The organism is Clostridium sp. YIM B02506, assembly GCF_022324845.1.
Lineage (GTDB): Bacteria > Bacillota > Clostridia > Clostridiales > Clostridiaceae > Clostridium_T > Clostridium_T intestinale.
In genome coordinates this window covers 69,704-90,476 of the sequence record NZ_JAKGTG010000015.1, presented here as the reverse complement: position 1 = coordinate 90,476, position 20,773 = coordinate 69,704, and the positions used below count along the sequence as shown (strand labels likewise).

Genomic DNA, 20,773 nt, shown 5'->3' with positions numbered 1-20,773 from the left:
AATACCTCCCTAACTTACTTAAGTATAAACTTCTCTATAACCTCGGCTAACACCCCTTGGTTATTGTCATTTTTACATACATAATCACAAGCTTCTTTCACTCCATCTACTGCATTTCCAGCAGCAACACTTAACCCTGCAACCTTAAGCATAGACATGTCATTGTAATTATCTCCAACAGCTATGGTTTCTTCTATTTTGACTCCTACCATTTCTGCCAAATGAATAAGAGCATCCCCCTTATTAACCCCATACTTATTTAATTCTAAATATCTATTTGAAGAGTAACTTACGCTTATAACTCCATCTGTTATAGCTTTCATCCCTTCACCAATACTCATAAGATATGGAATATCTAAACTTTGATATATTATCTTAGCAATAGGAATATCCTTTAAGAAGTCAATTGAGGCTTCCTTTAATTCAACAAATTCGTTATTTTGATTTATGAATCTATTTTTTTCATCTTCATTTAGGTTATATAAATAAACGGTATCTGGGGTATATATGTGAATACATACATCTTTATCAAGTCCATATTTAAATAATTCATCAGCCTTTTCAAAGGAAAGCCCATTAAAAAATAAAGTTTCATTACTAAAATTTTCAATTAAAGCACACCCATTAAAAGAAATAACATACTCATCTTTCTTTTGAAGTAAATCTAAGTCTCTTAATACATTTTGGATAGCCCAATATCCTCTTCCTGTAGCTGGTACAAACTTTACGCCCATTTCAGTGGCCTTTTTTATAGCTTCCTTATTTCTTTCACAAATTTCATGGTTGTCATTTAGTAAAGTTTCATCTAAATCACTAACTATCATTTTATACATATAAATTCTCCTTAAACACTTTACTTTCTTCTATACTACTAATTTACCACATAATCATAGTAATTCTTTTCTTTTTTTGAAATATACCCTATCCTTGTACAGATTTTTAGTATATTCAAAGTATATTTGCATCTATTTAATGTACATTAAATAAAGAAAGCTAAAAAATTAGCTTTCTTTATTTTAAAAGTATTAATTCAATTTTTTAAGGTTAAATATAAACAATATATATCCACAGAAACACATAAAAATACAAACCCCAAGGGCGGCTTCTATAGATATGTCTGCTGCTTTTCCAAGAAATACATTTCCACCTGCTCCTACTAAATCTCCAAACATGGAAAATATGGATAACAAGGTGGCTCTATCAATATTATCTATATTTTTATTTTCAATATCCAATATTAGTGGTGATAGGATGGCATAACTCCCGCATATTAAAATTATAGATCCAACAGTTAATATTCCGTTAGATGTAAAAAGAAGCACCACGCAACCAGCTGTTATAAGCATATATAAAAGTTTAATGCTTTTATTTTTTCCGAGTCTTTCGCTTAGCTTATACCCTCTAGCAGAACTCAATCTCACAAGCTGAACTATCACTCCGATTAACCCAAAGTATTTAATATCAATTCCGCTTTTTAAGTACTGAGATTGATTTAAAAATACACTTACCGCTTGAACTACTTCCCCTATTAAGGCGGCAGAAACCACTAAAATTATGATATTTTTCTTTTTTAAAGCTTTTGATAAACTTTCTTTAAACTTTGGTTTAGTTTCATGTTTAACTTCAACATCTTTTATAAATAAAGTTAAAAGAAATGCTAATCCATAAGGTATCATGGTCCAAAAAGCTGTACTATCAATAGATTTCCTTATAAGAAATGGTGATAAAAGTGAAGCAATTAAATACCCTGCTGTTGATGAAGCGTTATATCTTCCAAATACTTTTTCCCCCTCTTCTTCCTTTATGGAAGAATAAATAAGTGCGGAATCACATCCAGAAACACCAGACAAGGCTAAAGCCAAAAGTACTCTTTCAAATAAAAACATTTCAAAAGAATAGGCATTATAAAAAACTACTTTACTTAAAAGATAGACTAGATTTGAGATGATTAAGGTCTTTTTGTAACCAAACCTATCTGCAAACCAGCCCCAAGGAATCTCAAAAATAATAACTAAAATCCATGATATAGATTCTATTAAAAATATATTAGACAAGGACAAATTCCTATTTTCCCTGTAAAGCACAGCCACAGGTCCATAGAAAACAAACCCTTGCAAAAATATAATCCCGTACATAAGATAAATGTTTAACCTTTTATTCAATTTTAACGCACCTCCAAAATTACACGACAAAAAGACCTTTTATAAAAAGGCTTAAAAAAACAATTGTAATTCTTTGGTACATTAAATCGGTCTAAACATTCTCTTATCTCCTCTTCATTTTATTATACATTTATAATATCACATTAGTCTTAAAATCTGTATAGTATCTTTTAGGATACTTACCATTAGAAATACTAGTACTTGTTTATAGAAATCCACATGATTATAATAATCTATATCAAGTTTTTACTTGAGCAAATATATTATATTGATTGGAGATTTTATTTATGAAAACTATTGAAGCAATTGCCCTTCGTCAATCCACTAGAAGTTATAAACCAGAACAAATCAGTGAAGATGAATTACAAACTCTACTTACTGCTGGATATGCTGCACCAGTTGGAATGGGGGCTTATGACTCTCTTAACTTAACAGTTGTTCAAAAACCAGATTTATTAGCTAAGGTTACTGAAGCTGCTGCTTCACTTTTTGGTAATCCAAAGGCTAACCCACTATATGGCGCTCCAACATTAATTATTGTATCCTCAACAGTTAATGAAAAAGCACCAAGTATTGGCCTTGCAAATGGATCATGTATAGTTGAAAATATGAGTTTAGCTGGTACAGATTTAGGATTAGGAAGCGTATACTTAATGGGAGCTGTAATGGCTGTAAACACCAATGAAGAACTTTTAAAAGAACTAGCTTTACCAGAAGGTTTTCTTCCTGTTTGTGCTTTAGCAGTAGGATATCCAACTAAACCTCTTGAAGAAAAAGCTAATAAACATCATATAAAAACTAATATAATCAAATAATAAAAAAATCCCTCTGAGTTTTTTCTCTGAGGGATTTAAATATTTCTTATTAATTTTTAGTAGTTGTACTTTTATCATTATCTACAGGATAATTACGAACTACAAAAATCTCTACTCTTCTATTTTTAGTTCTTCCATCTTCAGTTGAATTATCATACTTAGGCTTATATTCTCCATAAGCTCTTGTAGACATATGTGATGGGTTTAAACCACCTACACCTACCATATAATTAAGTACATTTATAGCACGTGAAGAGCTTAAGTCTAAATTGGAATCATATTTACTATTTTTTATAGGAACATTATCAGTATGACCCACAATCTCAATTTCATTATCAAGTGTCTTAAGAGACTTTGCAACTTGATTAAGTAATGGTTCCACATCTTTAAGTATAGAGGCATCTCCTGAATTAAACAATACAGCATCTTGTATTATTATATTTAATCCTTCACTATTGAGGTCAACCTTAACCTTATCTCCATATCCACTTGAGGATATTTCTTTTTCTATCATTGCCTTAACATCATTCATTTGGTTTTCTTCCTTGGTTTCATTAGTAACCACCTCTTCTACAGAAACCTTATCTCCGCTACCTTCCATTACTCCATTTCCACCACCAAGAACTGAATTAAACCCTTGGCTTACACTCTTTAATTTATCTTGATCTATCTTGCTCATAGCAAACATAACTATAAATAAAGCAAGTAAAAGTGTTAGCATGTCTGAATAAGGAATAAGCCATGTTTCATCTACGTGGTCTTCTTCATGATGTTTTTTCTTAGCCATCCCTATTCTCCTTTATTTTGATTTTCGTATCTCTCTCTATCCTTAGGTTCAAGCATACCAGAAAGCTTTGTTTCAATGCTCTTAGGATTGTCCCCTGATTGAATAGATAAAATTCCTTCAAGTATTATGTACATTTTCTTAACTTCATCAGCTGATTTTCTTTTAAGTCTAGTTGCAAATGGATGGAAAATAACATATCCAAAGAAGATACCATAAAGTGTTGCAACGAAAGCTGCTGCAATCATATGGGCAAGCTTCTCTGTATCATTTAAGTTTGCAAGAGCACCTATAAGTCCAATAACTGCTCCCAAAACTCCAAGTGTTGGTGCAGAACCTCCCGCAGTTGTAAAAACAGAAGCACCTACACGATGTCTTTCTTCTAAAGAATCAATTTCAATTTCCAAAACTTCTTTTATGTAGTCAGGGTCTATACCATCAACTACCATTCCTAATCCTTTTTTCAAAAACTTATTGTCCATCTTTTCTATTTCTTGTTCTAAGGATAATAATCCATTTTTTCTAGTAGCCTGAGCCATGGTAACTATTTGACTAACTATTTCTATTGGATCTTCTCCTTGTTTATCACTAAATAAGGCTCCAAATATTTTAGGTATTTTAAGAAAATCCTTTTTAGGAAAAGAGTTCATTACCGCTGCAAATGTACCAACAAGAATTATTATTGCTGCCGCTGGATTTAATAATACTGCAACATCGGCTCCTTTTACAATCATTCCTACAACTATTGCTAAAAGTCCTGTAATAACACCTATAATTAAAAATATATCCATATTATCCCCCTGAATTGCTATTATAACTTACAAAATTAAACTAATTATATTATAACATTCCTATTTTAAATCAAAAAATCCTTTATCTAATGTATTTTTGTCTAAAAATGCTTATAAAATCTTAATTATATCCTTATAGCTCAACCATAGTACATTATTTGTTCTATTGTTATAACCAAATTAAAAAATACAACATAAAACTAATCCCATTCCTAACTTCAGTTGACAAAAATTTCTCTATCTATAGTTTTGGATAAGTTTTTCTAATTCTTCTTTCGCATAAGCCCTTAGTTCTAAAGGTGAAAGCACCTCTCCATAACCTATAAGTCCTAATATATAGTCCTTGGCATAATCATATTTATAAAGATTTATGGTAGCTTTTATATACTCTCCCTCTTCTTCAACTTTATAAACTTCAAAGTTCTTTAAAACATCATCATTGATTTTTTTTATCTTAATAACAACTGGATATTTTTCAACTTCAGAGCGGCTTTTTACAAACTCTTTACTACTTTTATTCCAATACTCTTCTAAAGAAAAGTTTCCTGGTAAAACAAAATCTTCTTCCAAAAGACTACATTCAAGTATCCTATCACATTTAAAAGTTCTTATTTCATTACTTTTTTCGCAATAACCTATGATGTACCAGTCCATCTGCTTTACAACTATTCCATAAGGTCTTATATCTCTGTTTGATGAACCTCCTTTTTTGTTTTCATAGCTAATGTTAATTTTCTTAAGCTTCCATATAGCTTCCATGAGAACATCAAGGACGTTTATCTTGTTAAAAATTCCCCACCACGGAGTATCATCAACGTAAAATCTTTTGGAAATATTGTTTATATCTTTATTGATTTCAGGTGTTAGGACTTTTTTTATTTTTAAAAGAGCATTATTAACCTTCATTGCCATATCACTTTGCTTATCTGGTTTTATTCCCATACCATTTAGATATAGGTTTATAAGCTCAGAAGCCTCAAAATTCTTTATACCAACAGTATACCCTTCCACAAAATGAATTCCTCCGTTAGGTCCAGTATCCGTTGTTAATGGAATCCCAGCTTCACATAGGGAATCAATATCTCTATATATGGTTCTAACTGATGTTTCTAACTTATCTGCAAGTTCTTTAGCTTTTATTTTTCCCTTTGCTTCCACTAAAAGTAGTATTGAAATCAGTCTATGTAATCTCATGGTACATCACCTCATATTTTAAGGTAAATTATAAATTCATGACAACAAGATGTCAACAATATCTTGTTATACTTATCATATCAGAAGTTGAAAGGGGAACTATTTATGAAAATAGGTATTTTAGGAACAGGTTTTGGAGCTTATCATGCTCAAATTTACAGTAAACTAAAAAACATAGATTCAATTATAATATGGGGAAGAGATGAGGTGAAACTTAGAAATATAAAAAATGATATAAATATCAAGACAACAACAAACATCAATGATATTCTTGATGACCCTGATATCTCATTAATAGATATATGTATTCCAAGTTCATTACATAAAAACTATACTATAGAAGCTTTAAAAAATGGAAAACATGTATTTTGTGAAACACCTGTAGCATTAACTCTTGAAGATGCTATTTTGATGGAACAAGCTTCTAAAAAGTATAACAAAAAAATCTTTGTAGATATGTTTATAAAGTTTGATGGGCCTTATGATATTCTTTATAAGCTTGTAAAAGAAAAAAAGTATGGAGAATTAAAAGCTCTACATTTAAAAAGAAAAACTCCTCCTTTATGGGGTTTTTTAGGTTTAGATGAAATCACAACAAAATTGATGTTACATGAATTTGATTTTGTTACTTGGTTATTAGGCCCATCAGATGATATCATATCAACTGCAGCTCAAAAAGATAAAGACAAGGCCCATGTAGAAACTATCATGAACTATGAAAACTCCTTTGTTGAAATTCAATGTTCTTCCATGATGCCAGAATATCATCCTTTTACAACTGCCTATGAAGCTGTATTTGAAAATGGAACCTTAGAATATTTAGAAAACGGATATTATAATAGAACAGAAAAGTCTTTAAAGCTATTCACTGATGAATGTCAGCAAGAAATCGAACTTTCTGAAGTTGATTGTTATGAAAGTGCAATCAAACATATCCTTGAATGTTTAGAAAAAGATGTACCAAGTAAGCTAAGTATTGATGAGGCTATAATTTCTTTAGAAACAGCACTTAAAGTTAAAGAAATCATATCATAATTCTGATAGGCCTTTACTTAAGAATTAGGCCCATCACACTAACTTATTTAATAAATTCTGTGATGGGCCTAATTACTTATTTACTTTTCTCTTTTATAAGTCCATTTTTATAGGCATATAAAAGCATGTTTAAATCACTTATCTGTTCATTAAGTTCCACTCCTATATCTGTATCTCTTACTCTTTGTCTTAGTTTAGCAGTTTCTAAAATAACTCTAGAGGATAATATATCCGTTTCTTCTTTGATAGCTTTTTCAGTAGATTCAAAAGGTTCATGAGAAACTAATAAAAGTCCAAAGGAGTTATATATCAAAGTGTAACCAGCTATTCCGGTCTTTTCTTGATAGCTTTTAGAAAAACCACCATCAATAACAAGAAGTTTTCCATTTGCCTTAATAGGGCTTTCCCCTTTTATTCCTTCAACTGGTACATGTCCATTTATGATGTGGTAGTTATCTCCTTTAAGCCCAAACTCAGCTGCAATATTATCACATAGAAATTCTTCATCTCTATATTTATAATAGTAGTTTTTCTCTTCTTTATGAGTTTTCTTATCCTTAAGAAAATATCTCTCAAAGGTAGCCATTTTATTTTTCCCAAACAAAGGAGAATTTTCTCCTATCCAAAGGTACCACATTATATCCATTCCATAGGATTTTCTTTCATTATCATCTTTATTAAAATATCCTTCTCTAGCTAGGGTATCAAACTTATCTAATAGATCTTTTCCCTTGTATACTCCACCATCTATTTCAACAGCCTTAAAATCTCCTTCTTCATCTAAAGGTATACATCCATGATACAACAGATTACAGTTGAATTTTAAATACATACTACCTTTAGCAAACAAAAATCTTATATGCCTATTTAGTTTCTCACTATTTATAAAAGAATGTGTAAGTTTATTTATAAGTTCCTCTTCCTCAAGAGTAAGTTTATAAGGGTTGTCCTTATCTATAGTTGGAAAAAAGCCATCTACAAGCTCATATTCCTCTCCCTCAAGTTCAAGTTTACCATTAGAGAAATTAATATTATTAAGAATAAGCCTATCTTCCATCTTAAATTCTTTTCTTCTTTCTATTATTTCTCCTTCTAGTTTAAACTGGATTACACTTATAGCTTTATGCATCTTTGAGATAAGTACTGCTTCTTTATTGCTATATTCCCTGCTGCATTCAAAGGTTGGTATAAATCTTTCGCATGGATCATCTTTGTAATATTCAATTGCAAAGGTAGCAAGTGGCAGTAGGTTAATTCCATAACCATCTTCTAAAGTACCTAGATTCGCATATTTCGCTGATACTCTAAGTACATTTGCAACACATGCCCTAGAGCCTGAAGCTGCCCCCATCCATAAAATATCATGGTTTCCCCATTGAATATCAACAGAATGATATTTCTCTAAGGTATCTAATATGATATCAGCTCCTGGTCCTCTATCAAAAATATCTCCTATTATATGTAGCCTGTCTATAACAAGCCTTTGTATTAGATTAGAAAGTGCTATGATAAAATCCCTAGCCTTATCTATATCTATTATAGTTTTTATGATTTCTTTATAATAAGCATCTTTATCTTCTTTATTTTGATGTTCATGTAAAAGCTCTTCTATTATATATGAAAACTCTTTAGGAAGTGCTTTTCTAACTTTAGAACGGGTATACTTTAAAGATACTGTTCTACATAGTTCAATTAATCTATATAGAGTTATTCTGTACCAATCATCAACATTTTCTTCTTGCTCTAATATAATATCTAGTTTCTGCTCAGGATAGTATATTAAAGTTGCCAAGCTTCTTTTATCACTTTCCCTTAAGGTTTCTCCAAATATATCATCTAGCTTTCTCTTTATTACCCCTGAAGCGTTTTTTAATATATGCTTCAAAGCCTCATTTTCTCCATGAACATCTGTAATAAAATGTTCTGTTCCTTTAGGTAGGTTTAAAATAGCCTTTAAGTTAATTATTTCGGTGCTTGCTGCATTTATTGTTGGGTATTGTTCTGCTAATAAGTTCAGATATCTTATATTTTTTATTACATCTTCTTTATTTATCTGCAATTCCTTATTCACAAAATCACTCCTAATTCACAATTAGTATATCACATATACATTTATGCTATATTATTAAAGTTTAATAACAATATCTTACTACTTTTAATCTTTGAAAACAACATTTACTGGAAATTGTAACTTTTTATTTACCTGCTCTTTATTTTCATGATAGTTATCAATTTTCATGAACCATCTTAATCAAACTTTACTTTATATGTTAAAATGGTATTATACTTATTAGATATTAAAAGGAGTTGTTTTATATGCAAGATTTTAATTTTTACACACCTACCCAAGTTGTTTTTGGCAAAAAAGGCGAAGATAAAGTAGGAGAACTAATTAACGCCCTAAACTGTAAAAAAGTATTAGTTCACTTTGGAGGAAATAGTGCCAAGAAATCTGGTTTATTAGATAGAGTTTTTGATTCTTTGACCCAATCAGGAATCGATTACGTAAGTCTTGGAGGAGTAGTTCCAAATCCTAGACTTTCTAAGGTTTATGAAGGTATAGAACTTTGCAGAAAAGAAAATGTTGATTTTATTTTAGCTATTGGCGGAGGAAGTGTTATAGACTCTGCTAAAGCAATTGGTTATGGTATGGCAAATGATTGTGACGTGTGGGATTTTTATATGAAAAAAGCTGTTCCAACAGGCTGCCTACCTATAGGAACTATACTTACTTTGTCTGCTGCAGGTAGTGAAATGAGTAATTCTTCTGTAATAACTAATGAAGAAGGATGGCTTAAGAGAGGCTGCAACTCAGACTACTGTCGCCCAAAATTTGCAATAATGAATCCTGAGTTAACATATACTCTTCCACCATATCAAACAGCTAGTGGTGCTACAGATATTCTTATGCATACCATGGAACGTTACTTTACTCAAGGTGGAACTATGGAACTTACTGATGGTATAAGTGAAGCTCTTATGAGAACGGTAATTAATAATTCTAAAATCCTTATGAAAGATCCAACTAACTATGAAGCACGTGCAGAGGTTATGTGGGCTGGAAGTCTTTCACATAATGGGTTAACAGGCTGCGGATCTATAGGTGATTGGGCTTGCCATCAATTAGAACATGAACTTGGGGGAATGTTTGACGTAGCTCATGGTGCCGGACTAGCGGCTGTTTGGGGAAGCTGGGCAAGATATGTTTATAAATATAATGTAGCTCGTTTTGCTCAATTTGCTGTAAATGTTCTTGGGGTTCCTAATGATTTCTCTAACCAAGAAAAGACAGCTTTAGCTGGTATTGAAGCTATGGAAGCCTATTATCATTCCATAAATATGCCTACTTCCATAAGTGAACTTGGTGTTGAAATCTGTGAAGATGAAATGGAAGAGCTCGCTTATAAATGCAGTTTCCAAAACACTAGAACTGTTGGCGGTGTAAAAGCCTTAAATACTGAAGATATGATAGAAATCTATAAAATGGCTAGATAGTTAAAAATACAGTTGATAGTTAAGAGAGAATAGTTAATAGTGGTTGTTGAAATTCCTATGAGGAATTTCTAATTAATTTATAGTTTTTTTGCTTAAGCAAAAAAGTTTCCTTCACTATTAACTATTCATTATTAACTTATATACACTCTCCAATTGATTCTTCTAAAACATCCATCCCATATTTAACCTGTTCATCTGTCATAACTAATGGCGGTAAAAATCGAATTACATTTCCTAAAATTCCTGCATTTAAAAATATAACTCCTTTTTTATAACACTTTCCGATTATTTCTTTTACTAAAGCTGATGCTGGTTCTTTTGTTTCTTTATCTTTTACAAGTTCTATTGCCATCATGGAACCAAGTCCTCTAACATCACCAATTACATCGTATTTCTCTCTCATGGCACTTAACCTTTGGTGCATATATTCTCCAAGTTTTTGTGACTTTTCACATAGGTTTTCTTTTTCTATTTTTTCTATAACCTTAAGTGCAGCTATACACCCAAGAGGACTTCCGGAATAAGTTCCTCCTATGCCTCCAACACAAGCGGAATCCATTATCTCCTTCTTTCCCACTACTGCACTTAAAGGAATTCCTGCTGCAATGGATTTAGATAAAGTTATTAAATCTGGTTCTATTCCATAATGTTCATAGGCAAACATTTTTCCTGTTCTTCCAAAACCAGCTTGAATTTCATCTACTATAAATACTATATTATTTTCATTACAGATTTTTTGAAGTTCCTTCATGTATCTTGCTTGTGGAACTACAAAACCACCTTCACCTTGCAATGGTTCAACTATAAGGCAAGCTATCATATCCGGAGAAAGTGTTGTTTTTAGCATACTTTTTAAGCTATCTATACATTCATCAACATAAGCTTCTTCTGAAACCCCAAATTGTGCTCTATAAGCATAAGGAAACTCAAACTTATAAGTTTCTGGTGCAAATGGACCAAATCCATTTTTATATGGCTTGTATTTACTTGTTATAGACATAGTCATGTTGGTACGTCCATGGAAAGAACCTGTAGCTGATAATATTCCAGTTTTCTTAGTGTAGGTTCTAGCAAGTTTTATTGCATTTTCTACTGCCTCTGCGCCACTATTTGCAAACATTACCTTCTTCTCATAATCACCAACTGTTATTTCAGTTAATTTCTTTGCCAAAGCTCCATAAGATTCATAAGTTACTACATTGTAGCCTGGGTGTATATATTTCTCTATTTGCTCTTTTAAAGCATCAACTACTTCTTCATCACAATGTCCAACATTTTGAACCCCAATAGCAGCTGCAAAATCTAAAAATACATTTCCATCAACATCTTTAATTAAGGCTCCTTTTGCTTCTTCAATAGCTATATCCGTGGATACAGATACCCCATCTGCTACATACTTTTTTCTCTCCTCCAAGATCTCCTTTGATTTAGGTCCTGGTATTTCGGTTACTAATTTTACGTTTAATTCCTCTATCATAAATAAGTCCTCCTAACAATGATAATCAAAAAAATTAGGAGCCCATGTTAGCTAACATGAAGACTCCCTTGTCCCTAATGGTTCAATTTAACTTATATTTATCTGATGTCTAGCCACTGTAACTCTCCCCTATTAAAATGGGAGATAACAGGGGCACGACCCTAGATAAGTTCAACTAACCTTCAGTGGGAGATTAAAACTCCCTCTGAAGCTAAGTTTCACTTATATTCTAATACTTTCACTTTCATATTTCTATGTCCAAGTCCCATAAGCTTTTTGTCTATATTGACTAAAACATCTTGCCTATATTTAATGCTATTCTCACTTTCATACAATCATTAAAGTTGTGCAAATCACAATTTAATAATTCTTCTATTTTTTTAATCTTATACTTAAGAGTATTTCTATGCAGAAATAACTTCTCTGCAGTAACTGTTATATTACAATTTTCATTTAAATAAGTATCTAATATCTCAATTAAATCTTTATCTTTGTTATCTTTACTGCTGATTGCTCCCAGGGTATCTCTAAAGTAATTTTCTAAAACATGTTTGTTTTTAATATTAAATAAAAGAGAATAAACTCCCGCATCTTTATATTTTATTATAGTATTATTAAGTCCTTCACATTTTAAACTATCAATAGCTATCTCAGCTTCATTTAATGACTGCTTCATCATTTTTAAATCCTTATATTGATTCCCAATACCTACACTTACAGTAATTCCATCAATACGTTTGTGAATTAACTGCTGAATTTCTATTAAAGCTTTCTCAACTCTTTTCATAAAGTTTTCTTCTGACTTTGCAAAAAAGATAACAGAATCATCCTTATCTATTATTGGAACCTTTAATGCGTGTTTTTCTAATACATCTTGTACTAATTTTCTGAAAGTTACTTTAAGTTTAGATATACTAACTTCATCATCTAAATCTTTTAACTTCAAATACTTTTCAAATCCATCTATATCTATGACACATATACAACATTCCCCAGATAAATTGTACCCAAAATAGGCCGCCTTTTGTATAGCATCTCCTTCTAATTCTCCATCTCCAAAAAGTATATTGCTTAAAAAGTGAGTAAGAGAATTTTCTTCTATACGAGACAGAACAATTGCGTTACTTATTTCTCTTGAAACCTCAACTAGCTTTACCTCCCAAGGAAGTTCAAACAAAGGCATTCCTAGTTTATTTGCAAGTTCAATAGCTTCACTTGGCACAGTTTTTATATAAGGTCCAACATTTACTACAAGTCCTGCTCCATTTCTTTCATCAATACCTTTTATAAATTCTAATAACATCTCAGTATTATCCTTAATACCAACCCCAGTTATAAAGATAATTTCTCCCCCTTGAAGCCACTTAATTCCTTCTAATGGGTTTTCAAAACATTCCGCTACATATATCCATTCTACACACTTCTCAAGTCCAGTTTCCCCTCCAACAATTTGAAGAGTTTTTAATGAATCTAATTTAAGTATATCTCTCACAGAAATTGACACAACATCCACCCTATTTCATAATTTATTTTAAGAAATCACCATTTACTTATACTATTTTTATCACATATCTTTATATAAAAATACCCTTTTAGGTAATTTCTTTAATAAATTTAGTTGAATTTTTGCATCTTTTTTTCTAATAATTTAACTAATTGAGAAAGAGGTAAACTTAATATAAGGTATGCTATTGCTAAAAGTGTATAGGACTCGATAGTTAAGAAGGATTGTGATGCATAACTTTGAGTTCGTAGAAGTAGTTCACTAACTGCAACATAAGCTAAAAGTGATGTATCCTTTAACATCATAACCAAATAATTACCGAATACAGGAACCACATTTCTAAGTGCTTGAGGAATTATTATTCTTACTAATAACTGTGTGTTAGTAAGCCCAAGTGCTAAAGCTGCCTCAGTTTGTCCAATCTCTATTGCAAGAATTGAAGATCTTATTACTTCTGATATATAACATCCATAGTTTATTCCAAGCCCTAAAATTCCTGCAGTTAATGAGCTTATTCTAAACTGATATCCAGGATTCCAAAACTGTACAATCATTGATATCAATAAAGGTACAACATAATACATATATACTAGTTGTACTAAAAGCGGTGTTCCTCTTATAAACTCCAAAACCACAGTTAAAATTCCTCTTAATATCTTAAACTTACTTATACGCCCAATTGCTATAAATAATCCTAATATCATTGCCAGTAAAAAACCAAATATAGTCGCCTGCAACACAATCCATAAACCATCAATTAATGAAGGCACTAAATACTTAAATGCAGTATAAAAATCTAAGTTAGCTAAAATATCCATATAAGTTACCTCCTCTTTCTAAAAAAGAATCCAAAAGGATTCTTTTTACTATTTACTCTGACCATCTTCTACTGAAACAAAATAATCTTTATTCATTCCATACTTCTCAAGTAGTTTAAGTACTGTTCCATCTTTCTTCATCTCATCAAGCTTTTCATTAACTGCATCCGCTAAACTTGTATCAGCTTTTCTAACAGCAGCTGCTACCATTCCTGAAGCTTCTGCTTCATATGGGGATAAGATTTTCAAACTAAGACTGCTGTCTTGTGATAGTGTGTACCCCGCAACCATACCATCTGTTATACATGCATCTATTTTTCCAGTGTTAACTGCTAACATAAGCTCAGATTGACTACCAAACACCTTGACTTCTTTTACTTGACCTGCTTGTTGCCATTTTTGAGCTGTTTCTAAGAAAGCCGTTCCCTTTTGTCCACCTAAAACTAAGTTTTTCAAATCATCTTTACTAGTTATTTTAGAATCCTTAGGAATAACTATAGCCTCCCCTTCTTTGTACCATATGTTCGTAAACAAGGCTAATTTCTTACGTTCTTCCTTAACATACATTCCGTCTGTTACCATATCAACAGAGTTATTATTTAACTCAACTAAAAGATTTTCAAAAGGTATCTGTTTCATTTCTACTTTATTAATTCCAAGTCTTTTTGCAATTTCTTTAATTATTTCAGCATCAATACCACTAAACTCATTTGTCTTTGCATCAATAAAAGCAAATGGTGCATCATTTGAAGATGCTACTGTAAGAACCCCTTTTTCTTTTATTGTAGCTAGGGTATCCTTTTTCCCACCACTTGCTTCCGTGGACTTTCCACCACATCCTGTCATTACTGAAACTGAACTTATTAACGCAAGAATAACTAATAATTTTTTATATCCCCTTTTCATATACATTCCCCTTTTTATATTTATTTTTAAAGCCTAAGCTTCTAAAGCAAAATCACTTAATACTCTTGATAAAAACTCTTTGGTTCTTTTGTGTTTTGGTTCTGTGAACATATCTTTTGGTTTTCCTTCCTCAACTATATATCCTTTTTCCATGAAAATAACCCTATCTGATACATCTCTTGCAAAACCCATTTCGTGAGTCACAACCACCATTGTCATTCCATCTTTAGCTAATCTTTTCATAACATCCAATACATCTCCAACAAGTTCTGGATCTAAAGCAGAAGTTGGTTCATCAAATAAAAGCATCTTAGGCTCCATTGCAAGTGCTCTAGCTATTGCAACCCTCTGCTGTTGCCCCCCTGATAAAGTTTTAGGATATGCTTCTGCTTTATCCTTTAACCCTACTCTCTCTAAAAGTTCAAGGGCATACTCTCTTGCTTCTTTCTTACTTTTTCTTTTTGTGAGAACTGGTGCAAGCATAACATTTTCTAAAACTGTGTATAAAGGAAATAGATTAAATCTCTGAAACACCATCCCAACCTCTTCTCTAAGATCTCTGCTGTCTATGCCACTATCAAGCACATTATTTCCATCATAATATAACTTTCCGCTAGTAGGTATTTCAAGCAGATTAAGACATCTTAAAAGTGTGCTTTTCCCTGATCCAGATGGTCCTATTATGCACACAACTTCACCTTCTTGTATGTCCAAGCTTATATCTTTTAAAACTTCTAACTCACCAAATCTTTTAGATAGTCCTAAAATTTTATACATACTTATCTCTCCTTCCAAATAAAATAAAAAAGGCACACTGACCTATTAATTTCAGTGCACCTTTGCATTTAAAATTTACTTATATCTCTTTAACTAATCCTCTTCTCTTTCAATAGAAGTATATTATCACATTTACAATCTCTAAGTCTATTTACTTTACTGACAATATTTTAGTGCAGTATGAACAATATATTTTTAAAATTTGTTTAAAGTGCACTATAATAAACTTCTTTAATTTCTTCTAAAGTAAATTCTTTAGGATGATTTAGTATACTTGGTTTTGAAACCTTCATGCAATTATCTGCCATCCATGTAACGTCTTCCTTTTTAACTCCAAGCTCACCTAAAGTAACCTTAAGATTAAGATCTTCTAAAAGCTTATTTATAAGCTTAGAACATTCACTAGCATGACTTCCCCCTAATAACTTTGCTATATCACCATACTTCTCCTCATCACTTTCCCATGACTTTTGAGCTATAACAGGTGTTAAAGCCGCGAGTCCCTTTCCATGGACAACATCATAAAGCCCACTTACTGGATGTTCAAGTCCATGAGGAGCTACAACTCCTGCTATGCCAATTACCATTCCTCCTAAAGTACTTGCCAAAGTAACCTTTTCTAATGCATCTAAATCACTAGGATCATTATAAGCCTTCACTAAATTTTCAGAAAGTAGCTTCATTCCATAAAAAGCCTGTATACTTGCTAAAGGTTGACCAATCTTAGAAACATAAGCCTCCATGTTATGGCAAAGAGCATCAAACCCAACTGATGCAAGTATTGCTTTAGGCATAGTCATCATAAGCTCTGGATCTATAATTGAAGCTTTTGCAATAATAACATTAGTTCTAAGTGACTTTTTATCCTTGGTTTCTGGATTTGTAAGTACTGAAAAACTATTTCCTTCACTGCCTGTACCACATGTAGTTGGCACTAAAACTGTAGGTAAAGCTTCTGTTCCTTGTTTTATTCCAAAAATATATTCAGATATATCCCCAGGATTTTTCGCTGAGAAAGCTATGCTTTTAGCTGCATCCATAATACTTCCCCCACCAAGAGCTAAAATAACATCACAACCTGTTTCCTTTATTATATCTACTCCTTCATATACAGTAGTAGTTAATGGATTTTGTTCTACCTTATCAAAAATCTCATATTCAACTTTTTCTTTCTCTAATAAAGATATAGCTTTATCAAGTAAACCACTTTTTTTAGTACTGTTTCTCCCTGTTACGATAAGTGCTTTCTTACCGTACTTAGCTACCTCTATTCCAATCTCTGAACTTCTTCCTCTTCCAAACAGTAAATTTACAGGTAAATTATAATTAAAATTCATCATAAGACCTCCCAAACTTCATCCATAATATAAAAAAGTGCCTTTATTAATAAAATAAAGACACCTTTGTTTACACAATAATAGCATATCACTCTAAGTTATTCTATAAATCCTCTAAACAAGATTTTAGTGCAGTTTGAACAAATTAAACCCCATTGTTAACTAAAGACTTATTTCTTATAAGGAAAAAGCTTAATACAAATAACAAGGAACCTGTTCCTATAAGTAAATATTCTATCCTAATCATATCTGCTATAGGGCCAAAGACTAGCATTCCTAAAGGCATCATAGAACTAGATATCATTCCAAATACTCCAAAAACTCTTCCTAAATAATCTGGTTCCACTTTCTCTTGTAGTAAAACTGTAGAAGGTGTATTAAACATTGGCATCACTATTCCGAAGATCCCCATAAACATTAAGTATATATAAAAGCTTGGAACTATTCCAAGGGCTATGGTGCATCCTGCCGAAACAAAACTTGAAAAAGCCATAGAGTATACTCTATTTTTGAAGCCTCCCCATGAAGCCATAATGATTCCACCTAAAATCATACCTATTGAAAAAGTTATTTCTATAGCTGTTAATCTCCATACATCATTTCCAAAACTCCTAGTAACTTGAAGTGGAGTTAAAAAAGCTGCCGGAGTAAAAAGAAAGAAAAAAACTGCACAAAATATAAAGAAATTTCTTACATAATGATGCCCCTTTATATATGCAAGACCTTTGCGCATGTCTTCAAAATAGCTTAAATTAGAATTCTCTAATGCTTTTTTATGAGCCTCAACTCTTAAGAATATCACTAAAATAGAAATACCTATAAAGGCTGTAACTATATCAATAAAGAAAATAGTCACTATTGAAGCTTTAGTTAAAAGTGCTCCACTAATCATTGGGGATACAAGCATAATTATTGATTGTATACTTCCATTTGCTGCGTTTGCTTTTGTTAATTTATCTTCTGGCACTATTTGAGGAAGAAATGAACCAACCGCAGGTGTTTGAACCCCAGCACCTAATGCTCTAATAGACGCTACAACGAAAAGAATCCACATCTCTCTATATCCTGAAATAAATACTATAGCTAAAATAAGTGTAGATAATGCAATTGCGGAATCTGCTAGTATAATTAGTTTTTTACGATCATATCTATCTGCCCATACTCCTGCAAAAGGAGATAGAAAAAATGTAGGCAAAAATCCACATATAATGTATACAGTCATCATTACTCCAGATTGAGTATTCATAGTAACATACCACATGATAGCATATTGAACTAATGATGAACCAAAAAGCGATATTGTTTGGCTAGATAAAAAAAGTACTATGTCTTTTTTCCAGTTTCTATTCATATTAATTATTCGCTCCAATCATTTAAAATTTAGAAGTGAACTGTTGTTCTTATATTATATATAAGGATGGTTACTTTATCAAATATTTTTTAACTTTTTATGCACAAATTTCAAATAAAAAGAATGCTGCGAGTATTCACAACATTCTTTTTTTCTATAACTTAAATCTATATCCTGTTCCCCATAACGTCTCAATAAATTCTGGATTAGAAGGGTCTTTTTCAATCTTTTTTCTTATTCTTTGAATATGTACTGGTATAGTTGCAGTATCACCATAAAACTCATCTCCCCAGATTTTATCAAAGATATGCTCCTTGGTAAACACCACATTAGGATTTGAAGCTAAAAGTAATAAAACTGAATATTCCTTTGAAGTCATCTGAATTTCTTTTCCATAAACCAAAACTCTGTGAGATGAAGTATTTATCTCTAGTCCTCCATGACTTATTATTTCAGAAGAGTTTTTGTCATTTCCCTTAAGTCTTTCATATCTATTTATGTGAGATTTCACTCTAGCTGTAAGTTCAGCTGGGCTAAAAGGTTTTGTTAAATAATCATCTGCCCCAAAGTCAAGCCCTCTTATTTTATCTATATCCTCACTTTTTGCAGATACAACTATTATAGGAATCTCATACTTTTTTCTAACTTCTTTTATTATTTCATAACCATCTACATTTGGAAGCATTAAATCTACTATTATTAAGTCATATCTACCTTCTAAAGCTAGTTTAAGTCCCCTTGCTCCATCTGTAATAATTTCTGATTTATATCCATTAAGCTGAAGATAATCTCTTTCCATCTCAGCTATATTTATATCATCTTCAATAATTAAAATTTCTCTCATCTCTTACTCTCCTTCTTCTATGGGAAGTGTTATCGTAAAACAAGTTCCTTCATTTATTTTACTTTCAGCCTTTATACTTCCTCCATGAGCATCAACTAATTCCTTAGATATAGCTAAGCCTAAACCAGTGCTCATTAAGTCTTTAGTTCTAGCATAATCTATTCTATAAAATCTATCAAATATATATGGAAGTTTTTCTTCTAGAATTCCCTCTCCATTATCCTTTATATCAATATTTATAAAACCATCATTAACATATAGATCAACATCTATCTTAGTTTCTTTATTCGAATTATAGTTAACTCCATCTGTAGGAGCGTACTTCACTGCATTTCCAATAATATTTCTAAAAACCTGATGTATCCTCTTTCTGTCTATTTTAACTATTAGCTCTTCTGTTATTTTACTTTCATAATTAAAGTGTATATTTTTGTCTTCCAGTTCAAACTGAAATTCCTCCATTAAATCCCCCATAAAGTTTACTATATTTATTAATTCAAAGTTAAACTCTAACTTCTGCATATCAAGCTTTGAAAACAAAAATAAGTCATCTATAAGCTTATTCATATAACCGGCATTATTATATATTATCTGATTATATTTATTTATGGTTTCTTTAGGTAAATCTTCGGTATAGGCCATAGTTTCAATATATCCTTGAATAGATGTTATAGGTGTTTTTAAATCATGTGAAATATTGGCTATAAGAAGTTTCCTATTTTCCTCATACTCTTTTTTTAATTCTTCACCTTCTTTAAGCCTCTTAGCCATTTCATTAAAGGACTTTATAACCATATCAACTTCACTATTTTCCTCACAAGCAACATTAACTCCATAATTTCCTTTAGCTATCTCCACAACCCCCTCATTTAACTGTTGAAGAGGAATTAAAATTCTTTTCTCTACACTAGCTAAAAATAATATCTGACCAATTCCTCCTAGTAAAATTAATGACATATAGATAACTCCTATAGCATTAAATCCTATATATCTGAATAACACATAACATATAACTAAGTTAATTATTAAAAATAAAAATCTGGTGTACTTAACTTTAGAATAATACCACTGAAATCCCCTATTGTTTCTATGTATCCTTTCAAGCCTCTTCTTAAAATTCTTCTCTAGTCTATGCTTCTCCTCATGCCGTTCCCTTTTAGTTAGATAATCTTTTTTCGTAAGTTCCTCAACATCTTTTTGATATTCTCTAAACAACTCAAAAGAGTCTAAATTAGTTTTTACTTGTCTAATATCCTCTTCAGCATGATACTGTATATGCCTATTGACCTTTATCTCAAGAGATTTTTTCAAGTTTTTCAATTTTTTCTTCATTATATATGCTCCTAGATTTAATAGTATTAGCCTTATTTTACATCTAACTCTTAAACATATTTTAACGTATTTATAAAGAAAGTATAAAGTGAATTTCTATTTAAAAATTATTTATATTTGTTTATAAATTTTTTATAGCTCTTTTAATTGA

18 protein-coding genes are annotated in these 20,773 nt (G+C 31.4%); 3 read left to right on the top strand and 15 right to left on the bottom strand.

Going from position 1 to position 20,773, the window contains the following annotated elements; all coding sequences use genetic code 11:
* Positions 1–14 precede the first annotated feature (14 nt).
* Together L1S49_RS12840 and L1S49_RS12835 are read right to left on the bottom strand one after the other, a co-directional pair.
* Complete coding sequence (locus L1S49_RS12840; RefSeq protein WP_238905090.1) at positions 15–833, bottom strand: Cof-type HAD-IIB family hydrolase; 819 nt, start codon at positions 831–833, stop codon at positions 15–17.
* Between the two features lie 192 nt (positions 834–1,025).
* Positions 1,026–2,135 (bottom strand): MFS transporter, encoded by a 1,110-nt coding sequence (locus L1S49_RS12835; RefSeq protein ID WP_238905088.1) that lies wholly within the window; start codon positions 2,133–2,135, stop codon positions 1,026–1,028.
* A 314-nt stretch (positions 2,136–2,449) separates the two neighbouring features.
* Here L1S49_RS12835 and L1S49_RS12830 point away from each other — a divergent pair, with 314 nt between their 5' ends.
* Positions 2,450–2,977, top strand: coding sequence for a nitroreductase family protein (locus L1S49_RS12830; protein WP_238905085.1), 528 nt, complete (start codon positions 2,450–2,452; stop codon positions 2,975–2,977).
* Between the two features lie 49 nt (positions 2,978–3,026).
* Here the strand turns inward: L1S49_RS12830 and L1S49_RS12825 are convergent, their stop codons facing one another.
* From L1S49_RS12825 to L1S49_RS12815, 3 genes are all read right to left on the bottom strand, one after another.
* Positions 3,027–3,764, bottom strand: a complete 738-nt coding sequence (locus L1S49_RS12825; RefSeq protein ID WP_238905082.1) for a flagellar motor protein MotB — start codon at positions 3,762–3,764, stop codon at positions 3,027–3,029.
* Positions 3,765–3,766: 2 nt separating this feature from the next.
* A complete protein-coding gene (gene motA / locus L1S49_RS12820) occupies positions 3,767–4,552 on the bottom strand; it encodes a flagellar motor stator protein MotA (RefSeq protein WP_238905080.1) in 786 nt (261 codons plus the stop codon).
* Positions 4,553–4,789: 237 nt separating this feature from the next.
* Positions 4,790–5,746, bottom strand: a complete 957-nt coding sequence (locus tag L1S49_RS12815) for a YafY family protein (RefSeq protein WP_238905078.1) — start codon at positions 5,744–5,746, stop codon at positions 4,790–4,792.
* A 105-nt stretch (positions 5,747–5,851) separates the two neighbouring features.
* Here L1S49_RS12815 and L1S49_RS12810 point away from each other — a divergent pair, with 105 nt between their 5' ends.
* Positions 5,852–6,781, top strand: coding sequence for a Gfo/Idh/MocA family oxidoreductase (locus L1S49_RS12810; RefSeq protein ID WP_238905076.1), 930 nt, complete (start codon positions 5,852–5,854; stop codon positions 6,779–6,781).
* Positions 6,782–6,857: 76 nt separating this feature from the next.
* Here L1S49_RS12810 and L1S49_RS12805 read toward each other — a convergent pair whose 3' ends face one another.
* The gene (locus tag L1S49_RS12805; protein ID WP_238905074.1) at positions 6,858–8,852 is read right to left on the bottom strand and encodes a fructose-1,6-bisphosphatase; all 1,995 of its coding nucleotides are present in this window, start codon (positions 8,850–8,852) and stop codon (positions 6,858–6,860) included.
* A gap of 245 nt (positions 8,853–9,097) precedes the next feature.
* Between L1S49_RS12805 and L1S49_RS12800 the strand changes: the two genes are divergently transcribed.
* Positions 9,098–10,276 carry an iron-containing alcohol dehydrogenase gene (locus tag L1S49_RS12800; RefSeq protein WP_238905072.1) on the top strand — a complete coding sequence of 393 codons (1,179 nt, stop codon included), beginning with the start codon at positions 9,098–9,100 and terminating at the stop codon, positions 10,274–10,276.
* Between the two features lie 136 nt (positions 10,277–10,412).
* On the opposite strand, the gene gabT is transcribed toward L1S49_RS12800, so the two are convergent.
* From gabT to L1S49_RS12755, 9 genes are all read right to left on the bottom strand, one after another.
* Positions 10,413–11,753, bottom strand: coding sequence for a 4-aminobutyrate--2-oxoglutarate transaminase (gene gabT / locus L1S49_RS12795; RefSeq protein ID WP_238905071.1), 1,341 nt, complete (start codon positions 11,751–11,753; stop codon positions 10,413–10,415).
* Positions 11,754–12,042: 289 nt separating this feature from the next.
* The gene (locus L1S49_RS12790; protein ID WP_238905070.1) at positions 12,043–13,257 is read right to left on the bottom strand and encodes a PucR family transcriptional regulator; all 1,215 of its coding nucleotides are present in this window, start codon (positions 13,255–13,257) and stop codon (positions 12,043–12,045) included.
* Between the two features lie 110 nt (positions 13,258–13,367).
* The gene (locus L1S49_RS12785; RefSeq protein ID WP_238905069.1) at positions 13,368–14,075 is read right to left on the bottom strand and encodes an amino acid ABC transporter permease; all 708 of its coding nucleotides are present in this window, start codon (positions 14,073–14,075) and stop codon (positions 13,368–13,370) included.
* Positions 14,076–14,123: 48 nt separating this feature from the next.
* Positions 14,124–14,981 (bottom strand): ABC transporter substrate-binding protein, encoded by an 858-nt coding sequence (locus L1S49_RS12780; protein ID WP_238905067.1) that lies wholly within the window; start codon positions 14,979–14,981, stop codon positions 14,124–14,126.
* Positions 14,982–15,014: 33 nt separating this feature from the next.
* Complete coding sequence (locus tag L1S49_RS12775; protein ID WP_238905065.1) at positions 15,015–15,758, bottom strand: amino acid ABC transporter ATP-binding protein; 744 nt, start codon at positions 15,756–15,758, stop codon at positions 15,015–15,017.
* A gap of 206 nt (positions 15,759–15,964) precedes the next feature.
* A complete protein-coding gene (locus tag L1S49_RS12770; RefSeq protein ID WP_238905063.1) occupies positions 15,965–17,095 on the bottom strand; it encodes an iron-containing alcohol dehydrogenase in 1,131 nt (376 codons plus the stop codon).
* A gap of 145 nt (positions 17,096–17,240) precedes the next feature.
* A complete protein-coding gene (locus tag L1S49_RS12765; protein WP_238905061.1) occupies positions 17,241–18,446 on the bottom strand; it encodes an MFS transporter in 1,206 nt (401 codons plus the stop codon).
* Positions 18,447–18,600: 154 nt separating this feature from the next.
* Entirely contained in the window at positions 18,601–19,290 is a 690-nt protein-coding gene (locus L1S49_RS12760; protein WP_238905058.1) for a response regulator transcription factor, read from the bottom strand.
* A gap of 3 nt (positions 19,291–19,293) precedes the next feature.
* Complete coding sequence (locus L1S49_RS12755) at positions 19,294–20,622, bottom strand: HAMP domain-containing sensor histidine kinase (RefSeq protein ID WP_238905056.1); 1,329 nt, start codon at positions 20,620–20,622, stop codon at positions 19,294–19,296.
* Between the last annotated feature and the right edge of the window lie 151 nt (positions 20,623–20,773).